The sequence below is a fragment of the Malaciobacter canalis genome (assembly GCF_008000835.1).
GTDB lineage: Bacteria > Campylobacterota > Campylobacteria > Campylobacterales > Arcobacteraceae > Malaciobacter > Malaciobacter canalis.
In genome coordinates, this window is record NZ_CP042812.1 from 505,609 (window position 1) to 518,689 (window position 13,081).

Here is a 13,081-nt window from a genome sequence, read left to right on the forward strand (position 1 = left end):
ATAGTAAAAGTTTACTTTTACTATTTATTTCTTACTATATTTGCCAATTTGTTTTTAATAGTAACACCTTTAAACTCTTTTAACATTTTAAGTTCAGGCTTTTTATTTACATTATAAAACTCTACCATATAGCCAATAGGATTTGAACGAAGAGCAATAAAACTATCTTTTATTTGATTACTTTTTACCATAAACTCATTATTTGTATTTTTTTGTACATCATTATAATCTTTATATAAAGACTCTATTTGTAGCCTCAAAGCTAAGAACTCTTTTTTATTTTTTGATATGACACCTATAATATAAGATTTTTCATCTTTTTTAACAAATTTTTGCTCTTTTGAAATATCAATATTTAATTCATCAATAAGTTTTATAAATTTGATATCATCTTTATGCCCTAAGTTGTGTTTTAGTAAAAAAGTAGCAATTTCTTCAGATTTTTCAAGTCCAAAATCATATAAAAGTCCATCACTTAATACAACTTTTCTATCATCATTTAGTGTAAAAGTAGCAGTGAAATTTGAATAAATATTTCCAGTAAGGTAGTTTATTTCTGTTTTAGTATCTTTAATATCTTTAATATTAATACTATTTGTTTTATATACTTTTTTATTATCATAAACTGTCCAAGATAAAATATCATCTTTAACTTTTAACTCTAATCTTCTTTGAACTAATAAAACATAAAATATAGATGCTATTTGAAATGCCATTAAAAAAAAAGCTAAAAACATTAATAGGGTATAAACTCCACCTCTTTGAATATAGCCTTGATACATTACAAGTGCAAAAATAGCAAAGGCTACAAGCATATAAAGTTTATAAACAATCTCTTTTTTATAGGTGATATTTAACATAAATTTCCTTTTAAGAATTAGGGATTTTATTTTTGAAGAAGTTTTAATTATAACTTAAACTAGCTTTAATAATAGTTTGAATATAATTCGCGTCCATTTAAAATTTCTTTAAGTGAGATTATATACCTATTAGGAGGTCATTATGGCTTTAGATCAGGACGTAAAAGCAAGTATTATTGCAAAGTTCAAAAAAAATGATAAAGATACAGGTTCTTCAGAAGTACAAATTGCATTATTAACAGAGCAAATTAGAGTATTAACTGAGCATTTAAAAATCAACAAACAAGATCACTCATCAAGATTAGGTCTTTTAAAAATGGTTGGTAAAAGAAAAAGACTTTTAAAATATTTAAAAAATACAGCTCACGATAGATTTGCAGCAGTAGTTGCAGAATTAGGAATTAGAGCTAAATAAGTTTATTTAAACTGAAATATTTAAAGGTTGCAAGTTTTCTTGCAACCTTTTTTTTTAAATTTTTTATAAATACACAATTTAGTTTTTAAAAAAAATTAATATTAATTTTACTTCTAGTAGAATATGTTTATTAAAAATTAGTTAGGAAAAGTATGTTATTAACAAAAAAAAGCGAATATGCATTGCTATCTTTAATATCAATTGCAAAAAGTGACAAACCAAAAAATGTTGATGTTTTATCAAAAGAGCTTAATATCTCTAAGTCATTTTTAGCAAAGATAATGCAAAACTTAGCAAAGCAAGATATTGTAGTATCCCACAGAGGTGTAAATGGTGGATTTGCTTTGAAAAAATCATATGACAAACTTACAATATTAGAAATAACAACAGCAGCAGAAGAGAGAATTCCCACAGTATTTGAGTGTTCTCCATCTGTAAATTCATGCCCATCAGATGTTGCTAATACTTGTACAATTTGGCCTTTACTAAATAATTTACAAAATAAAATAAACGTGTTCTTGAAGGATTTAACCCTTAAGGACATAGCTTCATGAGATTATTTCATATATCCCATACTGATTTAGATGGTTTCTCTTGCCAATTGCTAACAAAAGAGTTTTTTAAAAATGGAGTTTTTCTAAATGCAAATTACGGGCTTGAAGTAAAGCTTAGTATAAAAAAAGTTTTAGAATTAATAAACAATCTTGACAAAAGTGAAGAGATATTTTTTTTAATAACTGATTTGAATTTGACATATCAAGAATCAAAAGATTTACATAAAGATATAAATAAGCTAAAAGAAGAAGGTTTTAATATAAAACTACAACTTTTAGACCATCATGCAACAGGACAAAAAAGTGCAAACACTTATGATTGGTATTTTTTAGATTTAAATAGATGTGCTGCAAAAATAACATATGATTATATAACGCAAGAGTATGGTGGTTTTAAAGATGATGATAAATGGATTAAGCCTTTAATTAATAGTGTAAATGCTATTGATATTTGGTTAGATAATGAGACTTTTAATTTTGAATTTGGAAAAGTTCTTTTAAGCATGATAAGTCGTGTAAGAGAGATTAATAATGTTTTATTTGCTGATTTAAATAGAGAGTTTAGAATTTTCTTATTAAAAAAAGCAGCTACATATATTACTAAAGAGAATGCAAATATTCAACTTGACAATGATATTCATAAACTTAAAAAAGAGTTTTTAAATACTAATGGTGTTGATGATACAATAGATAATTTAAGTGCAAAATATTTAGTCTCTTCTTTAGAAAAAATAAAAGATAATTTAACTGTTTATTATAAAGAGCATAAAGGCTTATTAACTTATACTTTAGGTTCTATCTCTATTCCTGCAAATGCTTTTTTAAAGGCAAATCCTGATTATGATTTTTTTATTGATGTTGGAAGAAAAGGAAATGCTAGTTTTAGAGCAGATGGAAAGGTAGATGTATCATATATTGCTCAAAAGCTTGCAAATGGTGGTGGCCATGTAAATGCAAGTGGAGCAAAGTTTGAAGATTTTAAAGAAACAATTGATTATGAGCAAGTTAGAAGTTATATTCAAAACAAGCTAAATTCATTAAATTGATTAATAAAGGCTTTTTTTGTTAAGAGTAATTTTTCTATTTTTTCTATTTTATAATGTGTGTCTTGCTGTTTCTAATTTAGATTTTGATTTATATAAAAAAGAGTCTAAACAAAAAGGTGATACTCTTTTAGTAATAGGTGGAATACATGGTGATGAACCAGGTGGCTATTTTGCTAGTTCAATACTTGTAAGTAATTATAAGATAAAAAAAGGCTCTTTGTGGGTAGTGCCTAATTTAAATTTTGAAAGCCTAATTAGAAACAGAAGAGGGATTCATGGTGACATGAACCGAAAATTTAATTTTGTTAGTAAAGATGATAAAGACTACAATGATATTATAAAAATCAAAAAAATCATCAAAAATGAACAGATTGATTTAATATTGAATTTGCATGATGGAAGAGGTTTTTATAGACATGATTGGCAAAACTCAATATTTAATCCAAGTGCTTGGGGACAAGCATTTATTATTGATCAAGAACTTCTAACAAAAGAACATAGATACTTCAACCTTACAAAACTTGCTAAAAAAGTTAGTGAAAATATAAATAGTGAACTTTTAGAAGATTATCACACTTTTAATATTAAAAATACAAAAACAAAAGAAAAAGATGAGCAAATGCAACTATCTTTAACTTACTTTGCTATTAAAAATAATAAACCTGCTTTTGCTGTTGAAACAAGTAAAAATATTACTGATTTGACTTTAAAAGTAAAATATCAATTAAAAGCAATTGAAGGCTTTATGGATATTATGGGTATAAAGTATGAAAAAGATTTTGATTTGAATAACTTAGAAGATATTACTGCAGTTATAAATAACTTTATGGATGTAACTATAAATGATGTTATAAAACTTGATTTAAATAATATCAAGCCAAATTTATACTATTTTCCTTTAAAAAATACTCAAAATAGCTTTGATTTTAAGCATCCATTAGGAGCAAAAATCTATAAAAATGGCATATATTATTTAAAAATTGGAAATAAAACAGTTACAAAATTACATCCTCAAAAATTTGATTATAAAAATGAAATAAAAAATATTTTAATTGAGTTTGATGGTGAAAAAAGAAAAATTAATTTTTCAGACACAATAAAAGTAAAAGAGTATTTTAAAGTAAAAGCAAATAATGATTATAGAGTTAATGTTATAGGTTTTTCAAAAGATAAAATAGTAAATGAGAATAATATAAAGATTACTCTTGATAAATTAGAAAAAAGATTTAGTATCTCCAAAGATAATAAAGTTTATAAAATTGAAGTTTATAAAGATAAATATTTTCTTGGAATGATACTAGTTGAGTTTGATTAAACAAGTCTATAAATAGTTTTATATTTATAGACTTAATGTATATATATTAGTTTGTCGTTTTCAATATATGTTCTTCAACTACCCAATTTGCAAAGGGAATTGATGATGTAAAAGCAGGGCTAACAGCATTTAGTATATGTATTGAATTTTCATCTGATTCAACTACAAAATCTTGTACTAATTCTAAGGTATTTTTATTTAATAATTGTGCTCTAATTCCAGGTGTTGACCATGAATCAAAGCCCTTATGATTCATCTTTTTATTTGTAAGAGTCATTGCTAAATTTTTTAGATGAGATAGTGAATATTTTTTTATCTCACTAAAAGCTAAACTTCTAAAACCAAAAGCATTACTTATAAATAGTTTTGATTCATAATATAAAATTTGAATAAACTCTTTTAACTTAAAGTTATCAAAACCTTTATAATTCTCTCTCCAAAATGCAGGAATAGCAGTAGGTCCAATTTTACTTTCATTATCTACTGTTAAAGTATAATGTACTCCTAAAAAAGGATTAGCTAGATTTGGTACAGGATAAATATTTGTTTTTAAATTTGAGTTATTATTTTTATCCTTTAAATATATTCCTTTAAATGGAATAATCACATAATCTTTTGAAAATCCAAAATCCTTTGCTATGGTATCAGCATATAAACCTGCGCAGTTTATAACTTTCATAGCTTGAAAATCTCCTTTTGTTGTAGATACAACATTGCAACTACTTGAGATATATTTACAATCTAAGATTAGCTCTACTTTTAATTCTTGAATAACTTTTGCAAACTCTTTTGTAACTTCTTTTGGATTTACAGTGGCTGTACTTGGACATAGTAAAGCTTTTTTATATGTTTTAATATTAGGATAAAGTTTACTTAAACTTTGCTCATCTAGCCATTGAAGTTCAACACTATTTGCATCACCTCTTCTTTTAAGCTCTTCTAATCCCTCAAACTCTTTATCATTTGTAGCCACAACCACTTTTTTGCATTCATTTATTTTTAAACCTCTTTGTTTAACAAACTTTTTTAATGCTTCATTTCCCTCTTTTGTAAACTTAGCTTTTAATGAGTTTGCAGTGTAATAAAAACCTGCATGTAAAACTCCTGAGTTTCTACCTGAACTATGCATTCCTACTTCACTCTCTTTTTCTATTACTAATATTTTTGAAAAAGGAAACCTTTCTTTTAAATTTTTTGCAATATTTAATCCTATAATACCTGCACCAATTATTAAGTAATCATACATTTTAAAATCCTATATTTTTTAAATTAATTAGCTTTTGCATATGAGCTTTCTTCTTTAAATAATACTTTATGCATTATAATTGTCACAGCAAAAATACCAAATCCTACAATATGAGTATTTTGAACAACTCCTAAATAACTTTGCATGTTAAAAATAGTATCTGGAGTTAATAAAAGTATTGCAGCAACTGCAAATACAGCTCTTTCTAATATACTCATTTTTCTATCCCAAAATCCTTCCATTACAATTGAAAAAGACATAATTCCAAATAATGCAAAACCAAATACTTCAAACCTCTCTATCCAAGTTCCATTAATTAAAGGTGTGAATGCAAAAAGTAATGGAATAATATACATACCTTTTCCAACTTTCCAAGATGTCATACCAGTAGCCATTGGAGGTGTTTTAGCAATTGCAGCAGCTGCAAATGCAGCAAGACATACAGGAGGAGTTAAATTTGAGTCTTGTGATAACCAAAATATTATTAAATGTGCAGATAATAAATACATAGTAACTTCAGGAATTTGAACTCCTGCATTTACTAGTGCTGCCATTTCTGGACTTAACATTAATCCTACTAAAGCAGGTGCAGATAAAACTGATAAAACAACATATGATGCAGTAACAGGTAATCCCATTCCCAAAACTAAAGATGCAATAGCAATTAAAACTATAGCAATAAAAAGTGAATTCCCTGACCATTCCATAATTAATTGAGAAAAAGTAATACCAATTCCTGATATATTAATAACACCTACTATAATTCCAACTGCAATAAGTAAAACACCAGTTACAATCATATTTTTACTACCTAGTGCTAAAGCTTCTAATATATCTTTTATTCCCATTCTTTTATTTTTTGTAAGATATGAGGCTAAAACTATAGTTACTATTGCTATACCTGCTGAATATGTAGGTGTGAATCCATAAATTAATAAACCAATTAGAGTTGATAAAGGAATTACAAAGTGAAACCCTTCTCTTAAAATAGGTAAAATTTTTACATTATTATTTTCACCTTTTATATTATTCTCTTTTGCATGAATATTAATATAAAATGCTATTGAAGCAAAATATAAAATGGCTGGTAAAATAGAAACAGATATAATAGTAATAAATGGAATATGAGTCATTTGTGCCATAATAAATGCTCCAGCACCCATAATTGGAGGCATAATTTGACCACCTGTACTAGCTGCTGCTTCAACTGCTGCTGCAAATTTTGATTTAAAACCTGCTTTTTGCATCATAGGAATAGTAATAGAACCCGTTGAAACAGTATTTGCAACAGCAGAACCTGATATAGTTCCCATTAAAGCCGATGAAATAACTGCTACATGACCAGTTCCACCTGTATATTTACCAGCAACTGCATTTGCAACATCTACTATAAAATCACCTGCACCAGATTTTAATAAAAATGCAGCAAATAAAATAAACATAAATACATAAGTTGAAGATATTGTAGCAATTGGTCCAAATAATCCCTCATTTGTATAAAACATTCTATAAAGAAATCTCTCTACACTCATGCCACCAAATGCAAAAACTCCCTCAAATTGTTGTCCCAAAAATAGTATATATGCAATACAAAAAACGATTATTGCAGGTATTACATATCCTGTTGATTTTCTAACCATTTCAATTGCTAATATAATAGTCATACTTGCTACAATTATATCACTTGTTCTCATTTGTGAATTAGCAACAGCATAAAGACTCTCTTCAAAAAACATCATATAAAAAAATGTTAAAAGTGACAATATTGCAAAAAGTAAATTTAAAATTGAAACTTCATTCTTGTTTTTACTTGCTTCATAAGTTAAAAAACCAAGAGAAGCTAAAAGTGCAAAGTGTGCAGAGTTAAACCATAAATTACTTAATCCTCCCCAAATATTTACACTAAAATGAAATAGTGATATAAATATTGCGTAAATGAAAGTAATCTCTTTAAAATATTTAATTTTTATCATTTTGTTTTCCTATTGCTTTTTTTATATATAAACTAGATAAATAATTTATAATTACTTATATAATTTATATCCAAAAGAAGAATATTCTTCTTTTGGTAAGTAAAATTCTTGATTATTCTAAAATTAAATCTTTTGGAATATCAATTCCTTTTTCTTTATAAAATCTAGCTGCACCTGGATGTAAAGGCATAGGAAGACCCTCTATAGCTTTATTTAAAGACATAGCTTTAGTAGATTTATGAACAGTATTTAAAAATGCTAGGTTTTCATAAATTGTTTTTGTTAAAAGATATACAGTCTCTTCTGGTGTATCTTTTGTAACAACTAATAAGTTTGGTTGAGCAATTGTATTGATATCTTTATCTTGTCCTGGGTATGTTCCTGCTTTAATAGTAAAAGGAGTCCATACTGGATAGTTGTTTCGTATTTTTTTTAGATCATTTTCATTAAAATCTAATACTTTTATTTTATCATTTCCAATAGAAGCAAAAGCATTTGTAACTGCTGATGTTGGAGGACCAGATGGAGTATTCATACCCTCAATTTTACCATCTTGTAGAGCAGTTGAACTTGGAGTATATCCTAAGTATTGTATATTCATTTTATTATAATCAATATCAAGAGATTCCATAATTGTTTCAGCTGAAACTCTAGATCCTGAACTTCTTCCACCAATTGAAAATCTTTCACCATAAAGGTTTTTCAAATCATTGATATTTCCAGTTTTTGCAAACTCTTTTGTTATAGTAAATTGTTCAACATTTTGCCATAACATAGAAATTGATCTTAAGTTTTTCTTTGGATTATCTTTATATTTAGCTTTTCCTTGCCAAGCCATTGAACCAAAAAGACCTTGTAAAATAGCAAAATTTACTTCACCTTTTTCAAGCATATCAATATTCTCACCAGAACCAGCTGATGTTATTGCTGAAAAAGTTAGATTACTACTTTTTGCTAATTTTAATGAAGCTATTGTTGCAATTCCTACACCAACTGGATAATAAGTCCCACCTGTACTTGCTGTTGCAATTACATATTTAGATTCATTTTTTGCTGCATTTGCACTTGTTAACATAACTGTAGTTATAGCAGATGAAACAAAAAGCTTTTTTAAAAATGACAATTTTGACATTTGTTCTCCTTTTAATTTTTACAAAAGAAGTATAACATATTTTGAAACAAAATTGTTTCAAAATTGTTTCAAATTATAAAATTTGTGTCAAATTTATGTATTTTTGGGCTTTTATTACTCTATAATGTAGCCAAGACCTTTGATTGAACTTATAAAATCATCATCAGATATCTTATCTTTTACTCTTTTTATAACAGTTCTCATTGTTGCATCTGATGTATTTGTATCATTCCATATGGATTTTTTTAGAAACTCTTTTGTTTTAATTTGCTTTATATTTGTTATTAGTGCTTTAAGTAAAAGGGTCTCTTTTTTAGAAAGATGGATTAATTCATCTTTTTTATATAATAGATTTGTTTTTGTATTAAAAGAGTAAGTTTTATTTAAATTAACTACTTCACTTAAATTTTCATTTTTTGATTTGTCTTCTAAAACTTTTGATTTTACTTTTTTTAAAATCTCCATTACCGTTTTTATTTCTAATGGTTTTACAAAATATGATATTATATTTAAGCCTATTGATTTAAATAAGTACTCTTCATCTTTATATGCAGATACAATAATAAATTTTTGTTCATCGTTTAGTTTTGTGATATCTTCTACCATAGTTAATCCATCTTTGTTTGGCATTTTTATATCTGTTAGAACTAAGTCAAAAGATTTTTTTTCATCATAATACTTTTTATAAATATTAAGACCCTCTTGCCCATCACAAGCAATTTGAACTTCATCAAAAATTGTATCAAGATAAAAGCTTAATATCTCTCTTGCATCTTCTTCATCCTCAACTAATAAAACTCTTGTAGTTATTTTGTCCATAATTTATCCTATTAATTAAATATTTAGTGTGATTATAAATTTCACGCCATCTTTTATATTTTCTACTTCAATTTTACCTTTCATATTTGTTTGTATAATTGATTTTGTCATATAAAGACCTATACCAGTGCCTTGATGCTCAAACTTTGTTGTAAAATATGGTTCAAAAATTTTATTAATTATTTCATCTTTTATATTACCACCATTATTAAAAATTTCTATTACTAAACTATTTTGTACTTTTTTAACAAAAATAGTAATTAATGCTTCAAACTCTTCTTTCTCTTTTTTTAAAAGTAAAGCATCTTTTGCGTTATTTAAAATATTTAATAATGCTTGTTTCAATTCATTTTCATAACCTGTAATTATTATATCTTCACAATCAACTTCTATTTTTATATTATCATTTGAGTATTGATTTTTTATCATATATAATAGTGTATTTATAGACTCTTTTATAGAAAACTTTGTTTGCGTCTTTGATGGTTTATAAAAATTCTTAAAATCATCTATTGTTTCACTCATATACTCTATGTGTTTATTTGCTTTATTTATAAACTTTTCAAGTTGAGGTTTTGTAATTGATTCATTGTGATAATTATCCCTTAAAAATTGAATAATTAAAGATACATTATTTAAAGGTTGTCTCCATTGATGAGCAATATTTCCAAGCATTTCTCCCATTGCAGCTAATTTACTTTGTTGAATTAAAAGTCTATCTTTATCTCTATTTTTTTTAACTTCATCTTCTACTTTTAGTTTTAACTCCTCTTCACTTAGTTTTATTTTAGTAATATCATTTATATAACCATAAAAGTGTGATATTTCTCCAGAATGATTTTTAATCAAGATTACTCTACTTGATATCCATCTTATCTCATTTGCTAAGTTTCTTACTCTACACTCAACTGTAAAGTTTGGCAAATCATTTTTTAAAGCAGCATTGATTGCTACTTGCATTTTATTTTTATCATCTTCATGAATTAAACTCATAAAATTCATAGATTTTGATTCAAACTCTTTTTTTGTATATCCAAAAGTTTTAATACTATTTGAAATATATTTAACTGTTAAATCTTTATCATTATTAAGTTTAAAAATAACAATTTTTCCATCTTCAACTAAATACTCTACATCTAAAAGCTCTTTTTTCATTCTTTTATTTTTGTCAATATCCATAGACATCATAAGCATTCTATCTAATTCATCTGTGTTGTTAGTGAAAGCTTTTCCTCTTGCTAAAACCCATTTAAAACCTTCATTTTTTGTTTGAAGCCTATATTCACATATAAAAGTATCATCAACTTTTGCAAAAATTTTATCAAAAAGTTTTTCTACATTTTTTTTATCTTCATTATGTATTAGTGCAAACCAATCTGAAAATGTTTGTACTTCGTCTTTTTTATAACCAAACATATCAAACCACTTATCTGAAAAATATATTTTCTTTGTTTTAAAGTCAATATCCCATAAACCATCATTTGAAGCAATAATTGCTAATTCAAATCTTTTTTTCCAATGTTCTAAAGAGAGAGTTTTATTTTCAAGTTTATCGTTGTACTCTTTAAATATAGTATTAATAAAATTTGAAAAAACATAAGTAAATAGTATTAAAAGTAAAGTTGTTGCAATAATTAAGGTAAAAATTTGAAAAAATAGATTATTGTACTCTTTTGTTATTTTTTCTATTTTATCTTTAATCTCTTTTGTTATTTCATTTGTATTATAAGAAGATGCAATTAAAAAATTATATTTGTCATAAAAAAATGTATTATTAAATAGATTGCTATATTCCTTATCAATAAAATAGTGTTGTAATATATTGTAAGCGATATTATTATTTTTATTTTTTAAAAGTGTATTTGATTTATGAAACTTTTTTTTTCCATAAAAGTTGTAAGTATCTTGAAATATTACATCATAAAACCATATATTGTAGTTTTCTTTTTTTATTGTATTTATTATTGCTTCTTTTGTAATCTCTTTTATAGAGTTAATTGTGGAAAAAGAACCAATATAATACTCATAGCCATTTATATTTATATAATCAAAAAAACTTAATCTTACGGTTTTTTTTAAATCATCTTTCCAATATTGTAAATTGTTTTGACCTTGTGAATAAATATATTTTAAAGTGATATTTTCATGTACTATTTTATTTGTATTAAAAATAAGTTTTTTAAGATAATAAATAGACTCTTTTCCATATAAAATATTTAAATTATCTTTTGTAAAAACAACAAGTTCGATATTATTTTGTTTTTCAATTTTTTTTAAATAGTCAGTTAACAACTGAAATTTGCTTAGTGAGTTTGATTCTAAATATCCTATTGCTTTATAAGTAACTTTTTTTAGTAAAATCTCTTCATGCAAAAATATCTCTTTTAATTGCTCTTTTACTTTTGTTCTAAATTCATTTAGTTCTTGCTTTTTTTTAAACTCATAATTTAAAAAGGCTTTTTGTTTAAGTAAATCTATTTTTGTATTTTTTTTTGTTTCTAAAAGAAAATAAGAGATGCTTAAAGATAGTATTGCAAGTAATAAAATAAATATTACTGGAATTTGAGAAAAAAGTTTTTGGATATCAGAAAGAGTATATTTCTTCTTAGATTTAAATAGCATTTAATCTTAGCCTTATAATTTTTATCTATAATTTAAAGTTTCAAAATTGTTTCGTAAAACTAAATTATATTGAAACTTTTTATAAAGTAAAGTTAAAGGTTGCACATGATACATATTTTTACAGCGATTATTCCTATTTTTTCTTTGATTATGATTGGCTACTTTTTAAAAAAGATACAATTTCCCTCAGTAGAGTTTTGGCCAAATGCAGATAAGTTAACTTATTATATATTAATGCCATCACTATTGATTTATAAACTTGCAACTGCATCATTTGAAGATATTAATAGTGTAAATTTTGTTTTAACTGCACTTTTTACTATATCTTTAGTTTTAATAATCTTGATTTTAATAAATAAGATATTTAATTTTAAAGGTGACTCTTTTACTTCAATAGTTCAAGGTTCAATTAGATTTAATACTTATGTATTTTTAGCTTTAGCTGATTCTGTTTTTGGTGATAAAGGATTGGTTTTAGCTGCTATATTAATGATGTTTGTAATTCCTTTTATTAATATTATTTGTATATCAATTTTTGCGCTTTATGTAAATAATAGTAAATTAACATTTTTATATTTAGTAAAATCAATTATTACTAATCCTTTAATTGTGGCATGTTTTTTAGGTGGATTTATAAATTTTATGGGAATTGAGCTTTTTTCAAGTTTTGATAAAATATTAGAAATTTTAAGTTCTGCTGCTCTTCCTCTTGGACTTTTATCAGTTGGTTTTGGTTTAGTTATAAAAGAGATAACTTCATCTAAAGAAGAGATAATTATTACAAATATAGCCAAACTTATTTTAACTCCTTTGATTATGTTTGTTATTGCTAATTTTTTCAAATTAGATGAGTTTATGATCTCTATACTTATAATTTTTGCAGTTTTACCAACTGCACCTTCATCTTTTATTTTGGCAAGACAACTTGGAGGTAATATAAAATTAATGTCATCTATTATTACTTTGCAAACTCTATTATCAGCGTTTTTTATTATGCTTGTTTTAAACTATTTTATATGATTATAGTTAGATTGTAAAAAACAACTAAGTTTCATTTAACAAATATAACAATAGAATTTAGTATTAAGAGAAATCTTTT

Annotated in this window: 11 protein-coding genes; 5 read left to right on the forward strand and 6 right to left on the reverse strand. The window is 25.1% G+C overall.

Annotated features, from left to right (window positions below):
* Positions 1 to 20: 20 nt before the first annotated feature.
* Positions 21 to 860, reverse strand: coding sequence for a hypothetical protein (locus tag ACAN_RS02510; protein WP_099333852.1), 840 nt, complete (start codon positions 858 to 860; stop codon positions 21 to 23).
* A 142-nt stretch (positions 861 to 1,002) separates the two neighbouring features.
* Between ACAN_RS02510 and rpsO the strand changes: the two genes are divergently transcribed.
* The 4 genes from rpsO to ACAN_RS02530 all read left to right on the forward strand — a co-directional run bounded on the left by rpsO (position 1,003) and on the right by ACAN_RS02530 (position 4,190).
* Entirely contained in the window at positions 1,003 to 1,275 is a 273-nt protein-coding gene (rpsO, locus tag ACAN_RS02515; RefSeq protein WP_079578046.1) for a 30S ribosomal protein S15, read from the forward strand.
* A gap of 152 nt (positions 1,276 to 1,427) precedes the next feature.
* The gene (locus ACAN_RS02520) at positions 1,428 to 1,829 is read left to right on the forward strand and encodes an RrF2 family transcriptional regulator (protein ID WP_099333853.1); all 402 of its coding nucleotides are present in this window, start codon (positions 1,428 to 1,430) and stop codon (positions 1,827 to 1,829) included.
* A complete protein-coding gene (locus tag ACAN_RS02525) occupies positions 1,826 to 2,875 on the forward strand; it encodes a DHH family phosphoesterase (RefSeq protein ID WP_099333854.1) in 1,050 nt (349 codons plus the stop codon). Before ACAN_RS02520 ends, ACAN_RS02525 begins: the two co-directional genes overlap by 4 nt.
* Before the next feature lie 16 nt (positions 2,876 to 2,891).
* Positions 2,892 to 4,190 (forward strand): M99 family carboxypeptidase catalytic domain-containing protein, encoded by a 1,299-nt coding sequence (locus ACAN_RS02530; protein ID WP_228150616.1) that lies wholly within the window; start codon positions 2,892 to 2,894, stop codon positions 4,188 to 4,190.
* Positions 4,191 to 4,236: 46 nt separating this feature from the next.
* Here the strand turns inward: ACAN_RS02530 and lhgO are convergent, their stop codons facing one another.
* The 5 genes from lhgO to ACAN_RS02555 form a co-directional block, all read right to left on the reverse strand.
* Positions 4,237 to 5,436: an L-2-hydroxyglutarate oxidase gene (lhgO, locus tag ACAN_RS02535; protein WP_099333855.1), complete on the reverse strand. Its 1,200-nt coding sequence runs from the start codon at positions 5,434 to 5,436 to the stop codon at positions 4,237 to 4,239.
* A 23-nt stretch (positions 5,437 to 5,459) separates the two neighbouring features.
* A complete protein-coding gene (locus tag ACAN_RS02540; protein ID WP_099333856.1) occupies positions 5,460 to 7,409 on the reverse strand; it encodes a TRAP transporter permease in 1,950 nt (649 codons plus the stop codon).
* Between the two features lie 112 nt (positions 7,410 to 7,521).
* Complete coding sequence (locus tag ACAN_RS02545) at positions 7,522 to 8,541, reverse strand: TAXI family TRAP transporter solute-binding subunit (protein ID WP_099333857.1); 1,020 nt, start codon at positions 8,539 to 8,541, stop codon at positions 7,522 to 7,524.
* Between the two features lie 114 nt (positions 8,542 to 8,655).
* Positions 8,656 to 9,360 carry a response regulator transcription factor gene (locus ACAN_RS02550; protein WP_099333858.1) on the reverse strand — a complete coding sequence of 235 codons (705 nt, stop codon included), beginning with the start codon at positions 9,358 to 9,360 and terminating at the stop codon, positions 8,656 to 8,658.
* 15 nt (positions 9,361 to 9,375) lie between these two features.
* Positions 9,376 to 11,982, reverse strand: coding sequence for a PAS domain-containing sensor histidine kinase (locus ACAN_RS02555; protein ID WP_099333859.1), 2,607 nt, complete (start codon positions 11,980 to 11,982; stop codon positions 9,376 to 9,378).
* Between the two features lie 105 nt (positions 11,983 to 12,087).
* Between ACAN_RS02555 and ACAN_RS02560 the strand changes: the two genes are divergently transcribed.
* The gene (locus tag ACAN_RS02560; protein ID WP_099333860.1) at positions 12,088 to 13,002 is read left to right on the forward strand and encodes an AEC family transporter; all 915 of its coding nucleotides are present in this window, start codon (positions 12,088 to 12,090) and stop codon (positions 13,000 to 13,002) included.
* Positions 13,003 to 13,081 lie beyond the last annotated feature (79 nt).

Excerpts from the sequence above, each read along its gene's own strand:
- ACAN_RS02510 (WP_099333852.1), bottom strand. The coding sequence starts at position 860 with ATGTTAAATATCACCTATAAAAAAGAGATTGTTTATAAACTTTATATG.
- rpsO (WP_079578046.1), top strand. The coding sequence starts at position 1,003 with ATGGCTTTAGATCAGGACGTAAAAGCAAGTATTATTGCAAAGTTCAAA.
- ACAN_RS02520 (WP_099333853.1), top strand. The coding sequence starts at position 1,428 with ATGTTATTAACAAAAAAAAGCGAATATGCATTGCTATCTTTAATATCA.
- ACAN_RS02525 (WP_099333854.1), top strand. The coding sequence starts at position 1,826 with ATGAGATTATTTCATATATCCCATACTGATTTAGATGGTTTCTCTTGC.
- lhgO (WP_099333855.1), bottom strand. The coding sequence starts at position 5,436 with ATGTATGATTACTTAATAATTGGTGCAGGTATTATAGGATTAAATATT.
- ACAN_RS02540 (WP_099333856.1), bottom strand. The coding sequence starts at position 7,409 with ATGATAAAAATTAAATATTTTAAAGAGATTACTTTCATTTACGCAATA.
- ACAN_RS02545 (WP_099333857.1), bottom strand. The coding sequence starts at position 8,541 with ATGTCAAAATTGTCATTTTTAAAAAAGCTTTTTGTTTCATCTGCTATA.
- ACAN_RS02550 (WP_099333858.1), bottom strand. The coding sequence starts at position 9,360 with ATGGACAAAATAACTACAAGAGTTTTATTAGTTGAGGATGAAGAAGAT.
- ACAN_RS02555 (WP_099333859.1), bottom strand. The coding sequence starts at position 11,982 with ATGCTATTTAAATCTAAGAAGAAATATACTCTTTCTGATATCCAAAAA.
- ACAN_RS02560 (WP_099333860.1), top strand. The coding sequence starts at position 12,088 with ATGATACATATTTTTACAGCGATTATTCCTATTTTTTCTTTGATTATG.